This window comes from Streptomyces sp. NPDC048584 (assembly GCF_043199595.1).
In the GTDB taxonomy this organism is placed as follows: domain Bacteria; phylum Actinomycetota; class Actinomycetes; order Streptomycetales; family Streptomycetaceae; genus Streptomyces; species Streptomyces edwardsiae.
In genome coordinates, this window is the sequence record NZ_JBICWF010000002.1 from 147855 (window position 1) to 166861 (window position 19007).

Annotated in this window: 18 protein-coding genes; 10 read left to right on the forward strand and 8 right to left on the reverse strand. The window is 72.0% G+C overall.

What is annotated here, in order from left to right; genetic code table 11:
- The first annotated feature begins 80 nt into the window (after nt 1-80).
- Both ACGFR9_RS04935 and ACGFR9_RS04940 read left to right on the forward strand, forming a co-directional pair.
- A complete protein-coding gene (locus ACGFR9_RS04935) occupies nt 81-1871 on the forward strand; it encodes a GMC family oxidoreductase N-terminal domain-containing protein (protein WP_393202992.1) in 1791 nt (596 codons plus the stop codon).
- 180 nt (nt 1872-2051) lie between these two features.
- A complete protein-coding gene (locus ACGFR9_RS04940; RefSeq protein ID WP_393202994.1) occupies nt 2052-3335 on the forward strand; it encodes a hypothetical protein in 1284 nt (427 codons plus the stop codon).
- 271 nt (nt 3336-3606) lie between these two features.
- Here the strand turns inward: ACGFR9_RS04940 and ACGFR9_RS04945 are convergent, their stop codons facing one another.
- Complete coding sequence (locus tag ACGFR9_RS04945; protein ID WP_393202996.1) at nt 3607-3894, reverse strand: chorismate mutase; 288 nt, start codon at nt 3892-3894, stop codon at nt 3607-3609.
- Between the two features lie 342 nt (nt 3895-4236).
- Between ACGFR9_RS04945 and guaA the strand changes: the two genes are divergently transcribed.
- Nucleotides 4237-5817, forward strand: a complete 1581-nt coding sequence (gene guaA / locus ACGFR9_RS04950; protein ID WP_393202998.1) for a glutamine-hydrolyzing GMP synthase — start codon at nt 4237-4239, stop codon at nt 5815-5817.
- 10 nt (nt 5818-5827) lie between these two features.
- Here the strand turns inward: guaA and ACGFR9_RS04955 are convergent, their stop codons facing one another.
- Complete coding sequence (locus ACGFR9_RS04955; protein ID WP_393203000.1) at nt 5828-6304, reverse strand: pyridoxamine 5'-phosphate oxidase family protein; 477 nt, start codon at nt 6302-6304, stop codon at nt 5828-5830.
- A 174-nt stretch (nt 6305-6478) separates the two neighbouring features.
- On the opposite strand from ACGFR9_RS04955, the gene ACGFR9_RS04960 reads away from it, so the two are divergent.
- The 3 genes from ACGFR9_RS04960 (at nt 6479) to ACGFR9_RS04970 (ending at nt 9521) form a co-directional block, all read left to right on the forward strand.
- The gene (locus ACGFR9_RS04960) at nt 6479-7273 is read left to right on the forward strand and encodes a class II aldolase/adducin family protein (protein ID WP_393203002.1); all 795 of its coding nucleotides are present in this window, start codon (nt 6479-6481) and stop codon (nt 7271-7273) included.
- Nucleotides 7274-7438: 165 nt separating this feature from the next.
- Nucleotides 7439-8719, forward strand: a complete 1281-nt coding sequence (locus tag ACGFR9_RS04965; RefSeq protein WP_393203004.1) for a hypothetical protein — start codon at nt 7439-7441, stop codon at nt 8717-8719.
- Nucleotides 8720-9008: 289 nt separating this feature from the next.
- On the forward strand, nt 9009-9521 hold the full coding sequence (locus ACGFR9_RS04970) for a DoxX family protein (protein WP_393203006.1): 513 nt from the start codon (nt 9009-9011) through the stop codon (nt 9519-9521).
- A gap of 19 nt (nt 9522-9540) precedes the next feature.
- On the opposite strand, the gene ACGFR9_RS04975 is transcribed toward ACGFR9_RS04970, so the two are convergent.
- The gene (locus tag ACGFR9_RS04975) at nt 9541-10203 is read right to left on the reverse strand and encodes a TetR/AcrR family transcriptional regulator (RefSeq protein ID WP_393203008.1); all 663 of its coding nucleotides are present in this window, start codon (nt 10201-10203) and stop codon (nt 9541-9543) included.
- Nucleotides 10204-10265: 62 nt separating this feature from the next.
- On the opposite strand from ACGFR9_RS04975, the gene ACGFR9_RS04980 reads away from it, so the two are divergent.
- Nucleotides 10266-10889, forward strand: coding sequence for a class I SAM-dependent methyltransferase (locus tag ACGFR9_RS04980; protein WP_393203010.1), 624 nt, complete (start codon nt 10266-10268; stop codon nt 10887-10889).
- 192 nt (nt 10890-11081) lie between these two features.
- On the opposite strand, the gene ACGFR9_RS04985 is transcribed toward ACGFR9_RS04980, so the two are convergent.
- Nucleotides 11082-11291, reverse strand: coding sequence for a hypothetical protein (locus ACGFR9_RS04985; protein ID WP_393203012.1), 210 nt, complete (start codon nt 11289-11291; stop codon nt 11082-11084).
- Nucleotides 11278-12639: a PspC domain-containing protein gene (locus tag ACGFR9_RS04990; RefSeq protein ID WP_393203014.1), complete on the reverse strand. Its 1362-nt coding sequence runs from the start codon at nt 12637-12639 to the stop codon at nt 11278-11280. Before ACGFR9_RS04990 ends, ACGFR9_RS04985 begins: the two co-directional genes overlap by 14 nt.
- Before the next feature lie 179 nt (nt 12640-12818).
- Here ACGFR9_RS04990 and ACGFR9_RS04995 point away from each other — a divergent pair, with 179 nt between their 5' ends.
- Both ACGFR9_RS04995 and ACGFR9_RS05000 read left to right on the forward strand, forming a co-directional pair.
- Nucleotides 12819-14111 carry an ATP-binding protein gene (locus tag ACGFR9_RS04995; protein ID WP_030221265.1) on the forward strand — a complete coding sequence of 431 codons (1293 nt, stop codon included), beginning with the start codon at nt 12819-12821 and terminating at the stop codon, nt 14109-14111.
- The gene (locus ACGFR9_RS05000) at nt 14108-14827 is read left to right on the forward strand and encodes a LuxR C-terminal-related transcriptional regulator (protein WP_393203016.1); all 720 of its coding nucleotides are present in this window, start codon (nt 14108-14110) and stop codon (nt 14825-14827) included. Before ACGFR9_RS04995 ends, ACGFR9_RS05000 begins: the two co-directional genes overlap by 4 nt.
- Nucleotides 14828-14838: 11 nt before the next feature.
- On the opposite strand, the gene ACGFR9_RS05005 is transcribed toward ACGFR9_RS05000, so the two are convergent.
- Nucleotides 14839-15867, reverse strand: a complete 1029-nt coding sequence (locus ACGFR9_RS05005) for an NlpC/P60 family protein (protein ID WP_393203018.1) — start codon at nt 15865-15867, stop codon at nt 14839-14841.
- A gap of 326 nt (nt 15868-16193) precedes the next feature.
- Between ACGFR9_RS05005 and ACGFR9_RS05010 the strand changes: the two genes are divergently transcribed.
- Nucleotides 16194-16547, forward strand: coding sequence for a hypothetical protein (locus ACGFR9_RS05010; protein WP_030221277.1), 354 nt, complete (start codon nt 16194-16196; stop codon nt 16545-16547).
- On the opposite strand, the gene ACGFR9_RS05015 is transcribed toward ACGFR9_RS05010, so the two are convergent.
- Both ACGFR9_RS05015 and ACGFR9_RS05020 read right to left on the reverse strand, forming a co-directional pair.
- Nucleotides 16525-17532, reverse strand: coding sequence for a tellurite resistance/C4-dicarboxylate transporter family protein (locus tag ACGFR9_RS05015; protein WP_393203020.1), 1008 nt, complete (start codon nt 17530-17532; stop codon nt 16525-16527). The two genes, ACGFR9_RS05010 and ACGFR9_RS05015, sit on opposite strands and share 23 nt — an antisense overlap.
- A 46-nt stretch (nt 17533-17578) precedes the next feature.
- Entirely contained in the window at nt 17579-18760 is a 1182-nt protein-coding gene (locus ACGFR9_RS05020) for an NlpC/P60 family protein (protein ID WP_393203022.1), read from the reverse strand.
- Between the last annotated feature and the right edge of the window lie 247 nt (nt 18761-19007).

Here is a 19007-nt window from a genome sequence, read left to right on the forward strand (position 1 = left end):
GGCTGTACCGATACGCGGCTCCGCCGCGTGAGCGCGCCCCGTCACACGACCCGCACGCGACACTCAACGAGGAGACACCCGTGCCCAAGGACGCTTACGACTACGACGTCCTCGTCGTAGGCTCCGGCTTCGGCGGCTCCGTGGCCGCCCTCCGCCTGACGGAGAAGGGCTACACCGTAGGCGTCCTGGAGGCCGGCCGCCGCTGGACCCGGCAGACCCTGCCGAAGAACTCCTGGGACCTGAGGAACTACCTCTGGGCGCCGAGACTCGGCATGTACGGCATCCAGCGCATCCACCTGCTCGGCAATGTCATGGTGCTGGCGGGCGCGGGCGTCGGAGGCGGCTCCCTGAACTACGCCAATACGCTCTACATACCGCCCAAGCCGTTCTTCGACGACCCCCAGTGGGGGCACATCACCGACTGGCAGGACGAACTGGCCCCGTACTACGACCAGGCCAAGCGCATGCTCGGCGTACGGCTCAACCCCACGACGACCCCGTCCGACGTGCATCTGAAGGCGGCGGCCGAGCGGATGGGCGTGGGCGACAGCTTCCACATGGCGCCGGTCGGCGTCTTCTTCGGCGACGGCGAGGACGCCGACGGTACGGCGAAGGCGGAGCCGGGACACGAGGTGCCGGACCCGTACTTCGGCGGGGCGGGTCCGTCGCGCCGCGCCTGTACCGAGTGCGGCGAGTGCATGACCGGCTGCCGGCACGGCGCGAAGAACACCCTCAACGAGAACTACCTCCACCTCGCCGAGAAGGCGGGCGCGGTGGTGCACCCGATGACGACGGCCGTCTCGGTCACGGAGGACTCGCGGGGCGGGTTCGCCGTCGCCACGCTCCCGACCGACGACCGCCGCAAGGGCGAAGGCCGTACCTTCCGGGCCCGCCGGGTGGTCCTGGCCGCCGGCACCTACGGCACCCAGACCCTGCTGCACCGGATGAGGGCGGGCGGGCAACTGCCGTACCTCTCCGCGAAGCTGGGCGAGCTGACCCGTACCAACTCCGAGGCCCTCGTCGGCGCGCAGACCGACGACCGCCGCTACCGCAAGGCCACGGGCGCGCCGAAGGCCGACTTCACCCGCGGTGTGGCCATCACGTCGTCGGTCCACCCCGACGCGAACACCCATATCGAGCCGGTCCGCTACGGCCGCGGCTCCAACTCGATGGGCGGGCTGTCCATCCTCCAGGTGCCGTACGCGGGCGGCGGCTCGGGCACGGCCCGGGTCCTCGGCTGGCTGGGCAACGCCGCCCGGCACCCCTGGCTGCTGCTCCGTTCGCTGTCCAACCGGCGCTGGTCGGAGCGGACCATCATCGGCCTGGTGATGCAGTCGCTGGACAACTCCCTGACGACGTACCTCAAGCCGTCCGGGGCGGGCCGGGGCCTGCTCACCGCGCGGCAGGGACACGGCGCCCCCAACCCCAAGCAGATCAAGGCGGCCACGGACGGCGCGTCGGCGCTGGCGGCCGAGATCAACGGCTTCGCCGGCTCCAACGTCGGCGAGCTGACGGGGATGCCGCTGACCGCCCACTTCCTGGGCGGCTGCCCGATCGGCGCCTCCCGCGAGACCGGCGTGATCGACCCGTACCACCGCCTCTACGGCCACCCCGGCATCTCGGTCGTGGACGGGGCGGCGGTCTCGGCGAACCTGGGCGTCAACCCCTCCCTGACCATCACGGCACAGGCGGAGCGGGCGATGTCGTACTGGCCCAACAGGGGCGAGACCGACCCACGCCCCCGGCAGGGCGAGCCCTACCGCCGCCTGGAGCCGGTCGAACCGAACTCCCCGACGGTCCCTGCGGAGGCCTTCGGCGCCCTGAAACTGCCGTTCCTGGGGATCCCCGCGGTGCCGCCGAAGCGGAACTGAGTCCCCTGGGCGAGAAAGGCCGGACAAGGAAGAAGGACCTGTGCCCCCCTCCGAGCTCAGGTCCCTCTCCCCAGTCCATGTGGTCCATGTGGTCCGCGAGGATGTCAGTGAGTGTGATCAACCAGGCGGGTGGATGGTTGTCCTGACGATCAGCGGTTTCTCGTGTGAGCTGGATCACATGTGAGCCATGATCGTCGACGGCGTACGCTCGCCGCCTACGACCGCCATCGAGAGAAAGTCCGCGAGCTCGTGGCCGAGCAGCCGTCCGAAGAGCACAGACCGGAGTCCTCCTCTCTCCCCGACGACGTCTGGGAGAAGTTCGTCGAGGACAGTGAGCGCGACATCCGCGCCTCCGCGCCCAAGGAACCGTCGGCGCGGGCGCGCATGGTGACCGAGCGGCTGCGGGCGATGGACGAGGCGCAGGCGAGGGCGGCCGCGGGCGGCAGGCGCCGTACGGGCGGGAAGCGGAGGACGGCGCCGCCCGCCCAGCCCGACGGCTGGCGTGCGAGCCCGCCCCTGCGGGTCCTGGAGCGCCCCGTCTCGCGGCGGCGCCGGATCTGGAGCGTGGCCGGGATCGTGGTGGCCGTGGCGCTGGCCGTGGTCGTCGTCAATCCATCCGCCGCGCTGTCCTGGCTGCCCGGAAGCCTCGGCGAGGACGAGGCACCGGCGGCCGACGCCACTCCGCTCGCCCCCGAGACCGGCCGGCCCGGTGCCGCGCCTTCCGACGCCCCCGCAGGCACCCCCACCCGAGCGAAGCCGTACGCCGGATCCCCCGCCGCCCGGTGGGAGGCCGGAGCGGACGCCATCCGGCCGCCCGAGGCGAAGCCCGTGGGCGGGGTCCCCGCCGACCGGATCCGGGCCGCGCTGAACGGCACGAAGGAGTTCCTGGTCGCCGCCAACCTCGATCCCGCCGTCCTGAAGGGCGAGCGGCCGGTGAAGGCGCTGGATCTCGTGGACCCGGCGGAGAAGGAGTACCTCGCCGATCTGCGCGACGCCCTGCGCGAGCCCACGGAGAAGAACGACCCGGTGTGGACGTTCACCCGCTTCGATCCCGCGGAGGTCGAACTCGCGGGCGAGGTGCGGGTGCGGGGCCGTATGACGGTCGAGCCCGTGCAGGGGACCGCCGGGCGGGCCGTGATCAAGGCCGACTACACCTTCGTGTACCCGATGGCCCGTGCCGGGGGCGGTGACGACGAGGTGAGCAGAGCCGTCGTCCGCCGCACGGTCGAGGTGGAGGCCGTGGACCCGGCCAGGTTCCGGGCCGCAGAGGGTCACATCTGGATCACCGATGTCAACGGCGAGATATCCAACGACGACTGCCGGGACGGCGACGGCGTCATCCGCCCGCAGTTCTTCGCCGACCGGCACAGGAGTTCCGAGCCGTCCGGCCCGAAGCGAGACCCGTACGACCGCAGCCGGAGCCTCGACGGCGCGGCGGACTGCGGGGTCGTGACCCGCACCTGAGGCGTACCGCCGGCCGGCCCCGGGCGTCCCCGGGACCGGCCGTTCACGACGCACACAGGCGAGCCAGGTGCGCCCGACCGGCACGGGTGAGGCCGTTCTCCGCGGGCGATCGTGCCGCAGGGCGGCACGGGTGAGGCCGCTCTCCGCGGGCGATCGTGCCGCAGGGCGGCACGGGTGGGCGCGACGGCACCCCGCAAGCGCCGGGCCGCGCGAACACCCCCCGGCCCGCCCCCACGCCGGCACCGCCCAGCGCGTACCGCGAACCGCAGGTTCAGATCCGGCCCCGGCACAGCTCCAGCAGGGTCATCGCAAGCGCCGTACCCGGCTTGCCCAGCGCATCCCGGTAATGGGCAAGAACCTCCATCTCACGAGAGAGGTTCACACGCCGCCCGCCGGAGGCGATCCGTTCCTTCTGGATGACGGCCGACACCGCCATCCGCTCCTGCATCAGCCCGATGATCCGATCATCGAGCGCATCGATCCGTTCACGCGCACCGCTGATCAGCTCAGCGGCCTCGCTGGTACGCGCGCCGGTCTTCTCGGTCGGGGTGGTGGTCATCTCGGGGCTCCTCGTGTGGTGATGCGTCGGTCTCGGAGCCCCGGAGCGGCAAGACCCGGAGGGAAACGCCAGACGCCCCGGACCTTGTCGGCCCGGGGCGCCTGGGAAGTCGCTTGTCAGTTGCTCAAGCAGCACGACCATGGCAGCCAGCGGGCCGGTTGCCATAGGTAAAGAGGAAGGTCGGGTGCGTGAGCATGGCCCCAGTATGCCCAACCGGCCGCGCCCGTCCAACCCGGGTCGCATGCTGAGACGGCCCCGCACCCGGTGGTCGGGACGGGCCCTTCTCCCACCTCGGTAGACTCGGGAGGCACAAGCCCCCGCCCCACCGCCGGAAGGCACCTCGTGTCATCAGCGTCTCCCGCTGCCAACGCGCCCGACACCGTCCTGGTCGTCGACTTCGGCGCGCAGTACGCCCAGCTCATCGCCCGTCGCGTCCGCGAGGCGCGGGTCTACAGCGAGATCGTGCCGAGCACCATGCCGGTCGAGGAGATCCTCGCCAAGAACCCCGCGGCGATCATCCTGTCCGGCGGACCCTCGTCCGTGTACGAGGAGGGCGCCCCCCGCCTCGACCGCGCGCTCTTCGAGGCCGGCGTCCCCGTCTTCGGCATGTGCTACGGCTTCCAGCTCATGGCGCAGAGCCTGGGCGGCCAGGTGGACAACACCGGCGCCCGTGAGTACGGCCGTACGGATCTGCACGTCTCCAGGAACTCCTCCACCCTCTTCGAGGGCACCCCGGACGAGCAGGCCGTCTGGATGTCGCACGGCGACGCCTGCTCCGCCGCCCCCGAGGGCTTCACCGTCACCGCGTCGACGGACGTCGTCCCGGTCGCCGCGTTCGAGAACGACGACAAGAAGCTCTACGGCGTCCAGTACCACCCCGAGGTGATGCACTCCACGCACGGACAGCAGGTGCTGGAGCACTTCCTGTACCGGGGCGCGGGCCTCACCCCGAGCTGGACCACCGGCAACGTGATCGAGGAGCAGGTCGCCGCGATCCGCGAGCTGGTCGGCGACAAGCGGGCGATCTGCGGTCTGTCCGGCGGTGTGGACTCCGCCGTCGCCGCCGCCCTCGTCCAGAAGGCCATCGGCTCCCAGCTGACCTGCGTGTACGTCGACCACGGTCTGATGCGCAAGGGTGAGACCGAGCAGGTCGAGAAGGACTTCGTGGCCGCGACCGGCGTTCAGCTGAAGGTCGTGGACGCGGAAGAGCGGTTCCTGAACGCGCTGAAGGGCGTCTCCGACCCCGAACAGAAGCGGAAGATCATCGGCCGCGAGTTCATCCGGGTCTTCGAGCAGGCCCAGGCCGAGATCATCGCCGACGCGGGCCCCGCCGTGGAGTTCCTGGTCCAGGGCACGCTCTACCCGGACGTCGTCGAGTCCGGCGGCGGCACCGGCACCGCCAACATCAAGTCCCACCACAACGTGGGCGGACTGCCCGAGGACCTCGAGTTCCAGCTGATCGAGCCGCTGCGCCAGCTGTTCAAGGACGAGGTCCGCATGGTCGGCCAGGAGCTCGGCCTGCCGGACGAGATCGTCCAGCGCCAGCCGTTCCCCGGCCCCGGCCTCGGCATCCGCATCGTCGGCGAGGTCACCAAGGAGCGGCTCGACCTGCTCCGTGAGGCCGACGCCATCGCCCGCGAGGAACTGACCGCGGCCGGCCTGGACCGCGACATCTGGCAGTGCCCGGTCGTCCTGCTCGCCGACGTGCGGTCGGTGGGCGTCCAGGGCGACGGCCGCACCTACGGCCACCCGATCGTGCTGCGCCCCGTCTCCAGCGAGGACGCCATGACCGCCGACTGGTCGCGGTTGCCGTACGACGTCCTCGCGAAGATCTCCACCCGGATCACCAACGAGGTACGGGACGTCAACCGCGTAGTCCTCGACGTCACCTCCAAGCCGCCGGGGACCATCGAGTGGGAGTGACCCTTACGGGTCAGGTCCGTTTGAGGGTGCGCACCGGCTCTCCGGGCTTCCAGACCTGGACGACCAGATACCTCTCGTCCTCGACGTAGGTCCGTACGACCTCCGTCAGCTCGGTGCGGAAGAGGTGGAACGGCTCCGGCGGTTCCACCTCTTCGGTGTACCGGCGGGTCTCCGCGTCGTCGTCGGCGATCTCGACCGCCCGGCCGGCGATCCGTACGTCACCGCCGCCCATGCCGGTGCCCGCGCCCGGGTTCGCCTGGAGCGCGAAGCGCGGGTCACGGCGCAGATCGAGCGCCTTGAGCGAGTCCGGCATCATGCCGAGCCACAGCTCGCCGTTCAGAAAGCGCACCTCCAGGCCGCTGGTGCGCGGCGAGCCGTCCTTGCGCAGGGTCGCCAGAACATGGTGCGTGTGCGTGCCGAAGCGCTCCTCCACCGTCTTCGCGAGGTCCGGTTCGGCGGCGGTGAAAGCGGCCCAGTTCGTGTCCATGGGCCGAGTGTGGCGGGGATACCGGACATCCTGTGTCGGGTATCGGCGGTGTCCTCCGGATGGAGCAGCCCGTTCCGTCACGTCCCGTACCGCATCTTTACGGAAGCGAGCTGTCGTCCGGGGCGGCCCACCGGTAACTTCCGCCCCGTACGCACACCCCCCGCGGGAGGACTCATGCACGGGCCCACGCCGCCCCTGCCGCTGCCCACCGACAAGCTGCGCTTCGCCATGCCCCCCATGCACGAGTCGGTCGAGGACGAACGTCGGCACCGCAAGGAGCGGCTCGCCGGCGCACTGCGGCTGTTCGGCCGGCTCGGCTACGAGGACGGTGTCTCGGGGCACATCACCGCACGCGACCCGGAGTTCAGCGACTGCTTCTGGGTCAACCCGTTCGGCATGCCCTTCCGCCAGGTCACCGTGAGCGACCTGGTGCTCGCCAACCGGGACGGCCAGGTCGTCGAGGGTGGCCACCACGTCAACCAGGCCGCGTTCACCGTGCACGCCCAGGTGCACGCCGCCCGGCCCGACGTCGTCGCCGTCGCACACTGCCACTCCGTGCACGGGCGTGCCCTCGCCGCCCTCGGCGACCTGCTCGACCCGATCACCCAGGAGAGCTGCGCCTTCTACGAGGACCACGCCCTCTACGACGCCTACAGCGGCGTCACCGTCGACGCCGAGGAGGGCAGGCGGATCGCCGGGGAGCTCGGCTCCCACAAGGCGCTGGTGCTGCGCAACCACGGGCTGCTCACCGTGGGCGACTCGGTGGACGCGGCGGCCTGGTGGTTCGTGACGATGGAGCGCTCCTGCCAGGTGCAGCTCACCGCGAGGGCGGCGGGCCGGCCCGTCCTCATCGACCACCGGCAGGCGGTGGCGACACGGGAGCAGGTGGGCGGGGACCTGGTGGCATGGATCAACTACCAGCCGATGTGGCAGGACATCAGCCGCAGCGAGCCCGATCTGCTGGGCTGAGTGCCTTGTCAAGCCGAGTGCCCTGTCAACCGGTTGGCTTCGAATTCACCCGTACTGACCGGGCCTGCCGAACGGTGGGGCGGCGGCGTAGGGCACAATTCGCTTTCGTCACAGGGGACTTGTGTCGTGTTGTTCAACATCGGGTGGGGAAGGCGGGCTTCGGGCGTGGCGGTGCAGGAGGCGAGGCGGGGCGGCCCCGACATGGGCGTCCACGAGGGCGGCTGCACCTGCGGGGACTGTCCGCACGGGGCACGTGAGGGGCATCGGCGCGCGGTCGCCGCGTTCCTGCTGAAGCGGGACGCTTTCGCCGCCGGGCAGGGACTGCCGGCCGCGGTCGCCCACTCCGCCTCCGCCTCCCGGCAGTGGGTGTCGGAAGAACTGACCCAGGCCGCCGAGGCCGTCGCCGAACGCGGACGGGCCGAGGGTGCGGCCTGGCTGGTCCGGCTGTGGCGGCGGACCGCGATCGTGGCGTGGGCGGGCGTTGTCCTGCTGCTCCTGGGGCAGGCGCTCACCGCGATCGGCGCGGGCTGGACCGCCGCACGCACCGCCGGACTGCTCGCCGCGCTGGTGGTGGCGGGCGCGCTGACCGCCGCGTCCTGGTTCCACCGGGCACGCGGGGGTGCGCTGGCGCCGGTGATCGGCGAGGACAACCGGCTCTCCACATCCCGTGCCGTGGCCGCGTCCTGGGTGCTGCTCCTCGCGTTCTCGGTACTCGTCCTGGTGGGACAACTGGCGGCCGCCTCCGACGGCCGGGAGCGGGACGCCCTGATCGACGGGCTCGAGCTCGCCCGGGGCGCGGGCATCGTGACCGTACTCGCCGTGGTGTGCGGGATCGCCGTGCTGGTGCGCCGCGTGGTCGGGCTGCGGGTGCAGGGGCAGCGGCTGCAGAAGGTACACGCCCACCGGCCCAGGGCCGCCGACCTGCTCACCGACGACTCGGGGCGCGGCAGCTTCGCCGACATCCAGTACGTCGTGATCAGCGGCGTCGCTCTCGCGTTCGCCGCGGTACGGCTGGCCCGGCGGCCGGACCAGCTGCCGGACCTGCCGTGGGGGCTGGCGGTGGTCGTGCTGGTGTCGGCGGCGACGTACCTCGCCGGCAAGTACGCGGAGGGGGGCCGTCCGGTGATCCTCTCGGTGGTACGGGCCCGTGAGGCCGGCGACCTGGACGCACCGATCCGCACCGGGGACGACATCGAGATCCGGGGCGCCGGCTTCGTCCCCGTCGGCGCCCAGGGCGCGGACCGCCTCTGTCGCATGGTGGTCCGCGTGGGGCCGGTCCACGTCCACGTCCCCCTGGTCCCGGTGACCGGCGGCTTCGACAACCCCACGGACACCCTCCTGACAGTTCCGGTCCCGGCGGAGGTCGAACCCGGCCGAGTGGAAGTCCAGGTCATCACAGCAGCCGGCACGGAGACCAACCGCTACACAATCGACGTAACAGACTGACCTCGGCAAACTCCGTTCCCGCGGGCAGTCGTGCCGCTGGGGCGGCACGGGTGGGCGCGACGGCACCCCGCGAGCGCCGGGCCGCGCTACCCACCCCCGGCCCACATCCGCGCCGTGCACCCCGCGAGCGCCGGGCCGCACCCCCGCCCCGACGCCGAGCGTCCCGCACAACACCCCCACGCACACCGCCCCGCAAGAAAAACCCCGCCCCCAGGATTGAGCCACTTCCATTCGTCGTACGTATGGTCTATCGAGGGGCCGGCACGGCAGTGAGAGGCGGCAATCAGCGATGACTCACGGTATGCGCGCGGACACACACCCCACCGGCGACGGAACCTGGCGGGACACCGCCGCCCGCTACGCCCTGATCCCCCTGAGACTCTTCCTCGGCATCACCTTCATCTACGCCGGCATCGACAAACTCACCGACAGCGCCTTCATGAAGGACTCCGGCGCAGGCTCGATCGGCGACATGATGCGCGCCGTCCGCGACTCCTCCGCCATCCCCGCCATGGTCGACATGGCATTGGAAAGCCCCGTCGCCTTCGGCTACGCCATCGCGTTCGGCGAGCTCGCCGTCGGCATCGGCGTCCTGCTCGGCCTGCTCACCCGCCTGGCCGCCCTCGGCGGAGCCCTGATCTCCCTCAGCCTCTGGCTGACCGTGAGCTGGGCCGCCGACCCCTACTACTACGGCAACGACCTCCCGTACCTGTTCTGCTGGGTACCCCTCGTGCTGGCTGGAGCGCCCCTCTGGTCCCTGGACGCCCTGATCGGGAACCGGCGCGGCCGAGGGCGCCGCTAAGGCTGTGAGAATCAGTCGCCTACTCGTGATCGATGCACAGGTGGGCGGTGAGGGCAGCGCAGGCCCACTCCTGCCAGGCCTCGGGGGACCAGCCCCGGTCGCGGACGAAGATCAGGTATAGCTCTGGGCTGAGCAGCCCGTACAGCAGGTCGGCGGCGCGGGCGGTGTCGACGTCGGGGCGGGCGTCGGGCTTGGAGGTCAGTGCCTTCGCCGCGGCGTGCTGGACGGTGTAGCGCGGGTCGGGGCCGGCGGGCCACTGCGCGGCGATTTCCGGGTCCGTGGCCGCCGCGGCGGCGATCAGCGGCATGATCGGCGCGACACGGCCGAGGATGTCGCGCACGCCCCGCACATGAGCGCGCAGCTGCCCGGCCGCGGTGGGCTCGGCGCACGCGGCACGGAACCAGTCGCGGTCCATCGTGGCAACCGGTTCGGCGTCGCCCGCGATGGACGTGTCGACGACGTCCTTGAACAACGCACGCTTGTTACGGAACACGAAGTACACCGTCTGAACAGCGACGCCGGCGTGATCCGCGACCTCCTGAAGGCTTGTCGCTCCGTACCCCTGTGCGACGAACAGGTCCCGCGCCGCCGCGACGATCTTCTTCCGGGTGCGCCGCGAGCGCTCGGCCCGCTTGTCGGGGCGCTTGACGTTCTGTCCGTCGGATCCCTTGACCTCATCCATGCTTGGAGTTTAACTCTAGAGTTACTCACTAGAGTTCCACTCTAATTTTCGGAGGGGTGGCGATGAGCGAGACTCGGACGGCTGCGGAACTCGACCAAGAGGCTGCGGTGCGCCGCGCGTTGGAGGACTTCTACCGGGACGGCAAGCCGCCGTGGGACAGCGGCATCACACCGCCCGAACTCGTGGCGCTGGTAGAGGGACCTGGCGCGCCGGCGCCGGGCCAGGTCCTCGAACTGGGCTGTGGCACCGGGACCAACGCCGTGTACCTGGCCCGGCACGGCTGGCGGGTGGAGGCCGTCGACCTGGTCGACCGCGCGGTCCGGCAGGCGAGGGAGAAGGCCGCCGCTGCCGGAGTGGACGTCACGGTGCTGTGCGGGGACGCCACCCGACTCGACGAGGTGGGCGTGCCCGGCCCGTACGACCTGTTCTTCGACCTGAGCTGCTTCTGCGGAATTCCACCGCACCGCCGCGACGCCTACGCGGCCGCCCTCACCCAGCGCGCCGCCCCCGGCGCACGATTGCTGATGTTCGGGTACGGGCCCGGGGCGTTCGACGACCGGTGGTCCGGCGTCACCGCCGACGAACTCGGCGCCAGGTTCGCCGGGTGGCGGCTGGTCGACGTGACGCCCGGGACGAACCCGGTCCCGACGTTCTGGTTCACACTGCACCGCGCCGCCGCGGCGTGAGCTCGGTCGCAGCGGACGCCGCCGAGGGGCCGGCAGTGGGGAGGAGCCGGCGGTGGACCGCCGGGACGGTGCTGACGCGCAGCGCACAGCCCCGGCCGCCGGCACGTCCCGCCGTGGCCCCGCCGCTGTCCGTGGACACCGCAGGGCACGGGCGACGGCGACAGCGCGGGGGCGTGTACCGGTAGCGCCCGCTCAGGATGCCGTCCGGCCCTTCCGCCGCCGTATCAGCCCGGTCAGCGAACCCACCGCGCCCGCCAGGCAGAGTCCGCCGGTGACCACCGGGATCACCACGAACCACGGGGTGTCCCAGAGCCCGCCCGCGTCCCCCGCGTAGATCCCCGCTGCGAGGATGACGAAGACACCGGCGATCAACCTGCCCGGCTGGAACTCATGATGCGGCACGGCTCACCTCCGCCTGCCCCGCGCCGACCTGGAGTTCGAGGTCGAGCGTCCCCGCGTCCCCGGCGCCGGCCGGCGGCTTCAGGGTGACCTCCTTGTGCTTGCCCGGAGCCACGTCCACGTCCTTCTGCCTGTCGCCCGGCAACCGGATGTCGCCCACCCCCACATCGATGCTCAGCCGCACGGTCACGTCCCGGGGCACGATCACGTGGATACGGCCCAGGCCCACGTCCGCCCGCGTCGAGAGGGTGTCGCCCTCGGGGATACGCAGCGCGGACAGATCCAGCTCGCCGTCGCCCGCGCCCAGGTCGTAGGTCGGGCGCACCTGCGCGACCGAGGTGGGCCCCCAGGCCGTCTGCCTCCAGTCGGTGCCGATGTCCTTGGGCAGGGCGGCCGAGCCGGCGAGCAGACCGGCCGTGAGGACGGCCAGGACGATCGACCCGGCCCCGGTGCGGCCGATGAACGCGCTGACCGCGATGCCGAGACCGAAGACGGCGAGCGCGCAGGCGAGACCGGTCTGCAGACTGGTGCCCAGGGGATGCGACTCCCACGTCAGACCGGTGCCGAGGCCGCCCGCGACCAGGGCGAGCAGGAATATCCGGCCGCCGATCCCGCCCCGCGGGCCGCGCGGGTGCGAGGGGCGGTGCGGCGGTGCGTACGCCTTCTCGCGGGCGCGGGAGGGGATGCCGAGGCCGATGGTGACGGCGGCGTCGATGTCCCGGTCGCGGGAGTCCCGTGGCCCCCACAGATAGCCCGTGCCGCCGAAGTGCGTACCGTCCTTGACGATGGGGTCGCGCCACCACGAGGGATAGGCGGAGGCCACCGGCGGTGCCTGCGGCTCGGGCGGGGCGTCGGCCACGGCCTGGGCGGCTATGTGGTCGGGGCCGGGGGTGCCGCGCCGCCGCGACCAGTACCCGGCGCCGGCGAGCAGCAGGGACAGTATGACGGCGAAGCTCAGCACCCCGTCGTTGCTCAGCATGGTGAGGAAGACGCCGCAGCCGACCAGCGCGAACAGCACGGCCGTCAGGGTGTGACCGTCGACCCGGCCGGTCAGCAGCCGGCGGATCTCGTTCTCGTCCTCCTCCTCGTACGGGACGAACAGCCAGGCGAAGCCGTAGAAGATCAGGCCGATGCCGCCGGTGGCGGACAAAACCGCGAGCGTGATCCGGAAGATCACCGGGTCCATGTCGCACTGCCGGCCGAGCCCCGCGCACACCCCGCCGAGCATCTGGTGCCGGCGGTCCCGCCGGAAACGCCCGCTGTCGTCGGCCGGCTCCGGTGGCAGGGCGGTCGCTCCCCCCGGGCCGGGGACGGGTTCCGGACCCGTCGCGGCGTGCTGGTGATCGGTCATGAGTCCATGGTGACGGCCGAGCCGCCGCCGCGGCAGTCGGTACGACCCTGGCCGGACCCTGATATCGGTCCCCGAGGGGGGCCGGGGGAGCGTTCGACGGGGGCGGGCCGAGGACATCAGGGGAGTCTCCGGGGCGGACCCTGATGCTCCCGCAACCCGGGCGTGTGACCATCATTGGCATGTCGGAAGCCGCAGCAGCGCCAGTCGCCGAGCCGAGGCCGCCGCGCAAGCTCTACCGCAGCAGTGACGGACGCTGGCTCGGTGGTGTGGCGCGGGGCCTCGCCGGACATCTCGGGCTGCCCGTGGTCTGGGTCCGGCTCGCCTTCGTCGGCCTGTTCACGGCCGACGGACTCGGCGCCCTGCTGTACGCGGCGTTCTGGTTCTTCGTACCGCTGGGCGTCGGCGGTGTGGACGCGCAGAAGCCCCCCTCGCTGGTGACCACGGAGACCTCGCCGGACGGCCGGCGCAGACTCGTCACCCGCCGCCCGGACAAGGGCCAGATAGTCGCCCTGCTGCTCATGGTCGTGGTGGCCATGGTCTTCGTGGGCAATGTGAACCTGACCAACGGGGCGAAGGTCTACCTGTGGCCGACCGTGCTCGTCGCCGCGGGCGTCGCCCTGGTCTGGCGGCAGGCGGACAACGCGCGCCGGGCCCACTGGATGGAGGTCGGCCGCCGACGGCGCACGATGACCCTGGTGCGGGCGGCCGCAGGTGTGCTGCTGGTGACGGCGGGCGCCTCCGGCATCTTCGTCCTGCGCGGCTCCGGCAGCCATCTCGGCTCGGTGCTCCAGGCGGCCCTCGCGGTCCTCGTCGGGATAACCCTCCTCGCCGGCCCCTATCTCGTGCGCATGACCCAGGACCTCTCCGAGGAGCGCCTGATGCGCATCCGCGCCCAGGAGCGCGCGGAGGTCGCCGCCCATGTCCACGACTCGGTGCTGCACACCCTGACCCTGATCCAGCGCAACGCGGACAACGCGGGCGAGGTGCGCCGCCTGGCCCGCGCCCAGGAGCGCGACCTGCGCGCCTGGCTCTACAAACCGGAGGGCAACGGCAAGGACGAGGACGACGAACCCACCACCCTCGCCGAGGCCGTGAAGCGCAACGCGGCCGAGGTGGAGGACAAGCACGGCGTCCCCCTCGAGGTCGTGGTCGTCGGCGACTGCCCGCTCGACGAGAGAATCGGGGCACAGATGCAGGCCGCACGCGAAGCGATGGTCAACGCCGCCAAGTACGGTGGCGAGGGAGGCGCGGTGCAGGTCTTCGCCGAAGTCGAGGGGAAGACGGTCTTCGTGTCCGTCCGGGACCGCGGCCCCGGCTTCGACCTGGACTCGATACCCGCCGACCGCATGGGCGTCAGAGAATCGATCATCGGCCGTATGGAGCGCAACGGTGGCACGGCGCGGCTGCGCGCGGTGCCGGACGGCGGCACGGAGGTCGAGCTGGAGATGGAGAGGGCGGAGAAGACGTCATGAGTGAGCCGACCGAGGCGAACGCGGACGGAACGACGGGACCCGCGGAGGGCGCCGGGCGTCATGTGCGTGTCGTCCTCGTCGACGACCACCGCATGTTCCGTACGGGAGTCCAGGCCGAGATAGGGCAGACCGAGCAGACGGGCGTCGAGGTGGTCGGCGAGGCCGCCGACGTCGACCAGGCGGTCACGGTCATCACCGCGACCCGGCCCGAGGTGGTCCTGCTCGACGTACATCTGCCCGGCGGCGGCGGCGTGGAGGTGCTGCGCCGTTGCGCCCCGTTGATGGCCGACGCCGAACAACCGGTGCGTTTCCTCGCCCTGTCCGTGTCGGACGCGGCGGAGGACGTCATCGGGGTGATCCGGGGCGGCGCGCGCGGCTACGTCACCAAGACGATCACCGGCACGGATCTGGTCGACTCGGTCTTCCGGGTCCAGGAGGGTGACGCGGTCTTCTCCCCGCGGCTGGCCGGTTTCGTCCTGGACGCCTTCGCCTCCACCGACGCCCCGCCGGTCGACGAGGACCTCGACCGCCTCACCCAGCGCGAGCGGGAGGTCCTTCGCCTGATCGCCCGCGGCTACGCCTACAAGGAGATCGCCAAGCAGCTGTTCATCTCGGTGAAGACGGTCGAGTCCCACGTCTCGGCGGTCCTGCGCAAACTCCAGCTCTCCAACCGCCACGAACTGACCCGTTGGGCGACGGCACGCCGGCTGGTCTGAGCGGCGGGCCGTCACACCACGCGTGTCGCCCCCGCGAACGGCATCTCGTCGATGGGGGCCACGCGGACCGGAGCCGAGGGGTTCGGGGCGTGGATCATGCGGCCGTCGCCGATGTAGAGGCCCACGTGGGTGATGCCCGGATAGAAGAAGACGAGGTCGCCGGGGAGGAGTTCGGAACGGGGGACGCTGCGGCCGGAGTCGATCTGGGCGTAGGTCGTGCGGGGCACGGAGACACCGGCGGAGCGGTACGCGGCCTGGACGAGGCCCGAGCAGTCGAAGGCGTCCGGGCCGGTCGCCCCCCAGACATAGGGGCTGCCGAGCTTGCTGCGGGCGTAGGAGACGGCCTGCGCGGCGCGGGGGCCCGGGGCCGCCTGGGAGGTGACGGCATCGCCCGCGCCCGTGGAGGTGCCGCCGGTGAACGCGGCGCGCTGTCCGGGCGTCAGCCGGGACAGCAGCCGGCGGGCCTCGGCCAGCTTGCCGTTGACCGCCTTCTTGTGCCGCCTCAGTTCGGCCCGGCGGGACGTCAGCTCCTTCACCTCGACGCGTGCCGCGCCGCGCAACTGCTCGATCTCCCGGAGCTGTTTGCGTACGCGCCCCACCTCCGCGTGCCGGCGGGTGCCCGCGCGTTCGGCGAGCGCGGCGCCCTCCAGATAGCCGTCCGGGTCCTCGGAGAGGGCGAGCCGCAGGGCCGGGTCCAGGCCGCCGGTGCGGTACTGCGCGGCGGCGACCGTGCCCAGCGCGTCCCGGGCGGAGTTGAGCCGGTCCCTTCTGCGGGCCGCCTCGTCCTGCAGCGCGCTCAGCCGCCGCTGGGCGGAGTCGGCCTTCTCCCTGGCGCCGTTGTACTTCTCGGTGGCGGCCTCCGCCTCCCGGTAGAGCCGGTTCACATCGGCCGCGACCTTGTCCGGTGCCGGCCGTGGCGCGGCGTGCGCCGTCCCGCCGAGGGCGGTCGCGGCGGTCGCGCCGGCGAGGGCGATGGCGGCCGCCGTACGGGCGGGGCCGGCGCCCGCCGTGCGCTGCCGGGTCCTGCGGTGCGCTGCCACGTCACTCCTGTCCGCGTCCGGCGAGCGGTCCGGCGGCGGGGGTGCACAGGGGGAGCGGTCCGCCGCCGGACCCTTTCTGGCGGTGTGTCCGGCTGCCACCCCTGGCCGGGGCGGCGGTGGAGAGCCGGTCACCTGGGGCAGGACGCTAGGGCCGGCCGCGTCACCCCCGGGACGGGTTGTGCGGAAGTGACCTGAGCGGACCGCCGGGTGACCGTAAGTGAGAGAAGTCGCGCCGCGTTCACTCAGGGTGATGACCGATTTGCCGGAGGAGCGCCGGACGAGGGCGCCGGAGTGGTACGAGGCGGCTATGGCTAGGCTCCGGCCTCATGGACGTACTCATCCACCTCTTCGTCGGCCTGCACATCATCGGCATCGCCTCGCTCCTCGGCGGTTTCCTCACCCAGATGAAGGCGATGGGCCAGGGCACCGCCCGGTTCGTCCCCGCGATGCTGCACGGCGCGCTGACGATGCTGGTCACCGGGGTGGTCCTGGTCGGCCTCCACCAGGCGGAGGACCACTCCGTCGACAACATCAAGATCGGCGTGAAGCTGGCGCTGCTGATCGTGATCCTCGGACTGGTCTACGTGAAGCGGGACGACGAGAAGGTGGACAAGGGTCTGTTCGGTCTGGTCGGGCTGCTGACCACGGCGAACATCTTCATCGCCGTGCTGTGGACCTGATCTCCCGCTCCACGGGTTCGGACGTGACCGCGGTCCGCGCGGAGGCGACCGCCCCGGCGGCGACCGCAAGCCAGGCCGCGACGGCCACCCACATCAGCACTCGCCCCAGGCCCGCGAGCCAGGGGACGCCGACGGCGGTGGATGCGGACAGCGCTGCCGCCGCCGTCATCCCCAGCGGGAACACGGTGGCCCAGCGCCGCGTGTCGTAGGACAGCCGGGGCCGCAGGATCTCGGCGGCCATCAGCACCGCGTACCAGGCCAGGTCGAGCACCAGCAGGACGACGGTGGTGAGGCGCAGGACGGCGGAGGCGTCGTCGTTCCAGAGGTACAGCGCCCCGCCGTCGGCGGCGAGCAGTTTCGACCCGGCGAGCGAGGAGATGGCGACCGCGCCGCCCGCGACCCACTGATCGCCCGGCCCCTCGGTCACCTGGCGCAGGTCGAAGCGGAACAGGGCGAGAGCGTAGAGCGCCAGACCGAGCCAGAACAGCGTCAGCGCCACATGCGCGAGCCAGTCAGCCGACTGGGACCGCGCCAGCGTGGCACCCAGCACGGCGAGCCCCTGGGTGGCCACACAACACAGGAACACGGCCCCCGGCATGCGTGGCCGCCATCGCCGTACGACCAGGACGAGCAACGTCGGCCAGCACATCGTGGCCACCGCGAGCAGCGCCCAGGCCAGGGCGTCCTCTCCGAGCGAGGCCATGCGTGTACCGAGGACGGTCGTCGCCGCGACGGCGGTGAGCGCGCCCGGCGTCTGGGCCTCCGCCAGCCATCGCTCGCGCTCCCGTGCCAGCCGGAGCACGAACTCCGCCGCCAGCCCCAGCCAGGCGGCACAGGCAGGCACGAGCGCGATCAGGGACAGGGTCTCGTACCCCGCCAGATGCAGGGCGACCGAGACGATGCCGGTCGCCATGACCGCGGCGCCCGCGGCCGGGGAGCGCTGCGCCCACCAGGCACGGAGCGGGAACGGTGAGGGGGCGGGCATGTTCCGATGCTAGAAGAACCCGCCCGGCCGTGTGCTCCTGAGCGTGTCAGGCGGGGCGGACCACGCTGTGGATCGCGGACTCGCCGTCGTAGTAGACCGACTCCTCGCGGACGTACGTGCCCGGCTTCGGGGCGTGGATCATCATCCCGTTGCCGATGTAGATGCCCACGTGTGTGACGTCGTCGTAGAAGAAGACCAGGTCGCCGGGCCGGGCCTGGGAGACGGGGACCGTGGTGCCCGCGTTCACCTGGTCGTAGGTGGTGCGCGGGAGGGAGACGCCGGCGGCCTTCCAGGCGGCCTGGGTGAGGCCGGAGCAGTCGTAGGAGCCGGGTCCGGTGGCACCCCACACGTACGGCTTGCCGATCTGCGCGCGGGCGAAGGCGAGCGCCTTCTCGGCCTTGGCGGCGTACCCGGAGCCGGTGGACGGCGAGGTCGTCGAACCGGAGGACCCCGTTGCCCCGGAACCGGCCGGGCTGCCGCTGTCCTGCTGGGCCGCGGCCTCCTCCTGGGCCTTCTCCCGCGCCGCCTGCCGCTCAGCGAGCTCGGCGGCCTTGCGGGCGGCCTCCTCCTGCTTCTTCCTCTCGATCGCCGCGAGCCGCGCCTTCTCCTCGGCGGTCAGCTTCGACATCAGCGCACGCGCGTCACCGAGCTTCTTCTGGACGGTGGCCTTGGCCGTCTTCAGGTCGCCCTGGGACTCGGTGAGCGTCTCGAGGCTCTGGGTGGCCTCCTGGCGCTTCTTCATCGTCTCGGACTGCTGGGTGACGTAGTCGTCGACCGCGTCCTTCTGGCGGCCGGTCAGCCGGTCCATCACCTGGCGCTGGTCGAAGACGTCCTGCGGGGTGTCCGCGAGCAGGAAGGTCGCGGTGTCGGGCAGGCCCGCGCCGGTCCGGTACTGGGCGGCGGCGAAGGAACCCAGCTCCTCACGCGCGTCGTTGAGCTTCTGGGTGCGCTTGGCCACGTCGTCCAGGAGCGTGTCGACCTGCTTGCGCTGCTTCGCGGTCTTCTCCTTGGCCGCGTTGTACTTCTCGGTCGCCGACTCCGCCTGGCGGTAGAGGTCGCCGACCTTCTTCTCGACCTCCTCCAGGCTCGGCTTGCCGTCGTCGGAGGGGGCGGCGGTGGCCGTCTGGGACAGCAGGGCCACGGAGGTCAGGGCGGCCGTGGCGAGGGCCGGGGTCCGTATGCCTGCCACGCGCGTGCCGGGGGTGCGCGACTTGCGGTGCGACGCCAAGGGAGGCGACTCCTTCCAATGCTCCGCCTACCGGGTTAGCGGTGGGGGTACCTCCCAGGCCCTTCAGGCACTGGGGGAGGGTTCGGGCGGCTTGCCTGGAAGGGTTGCCCTACGGCCGCTCCGCGAAGGAGTGGGCCGATTCACCCCAGGGGTCTCGGTGGGTCCCCGGCTCCGGCTGCCGCGATCGGCAGGGACGGACTCGGCGGAGGCCGCGCGGCCCGGCGAGGTTCGCCGGTGGGGGTCGTAC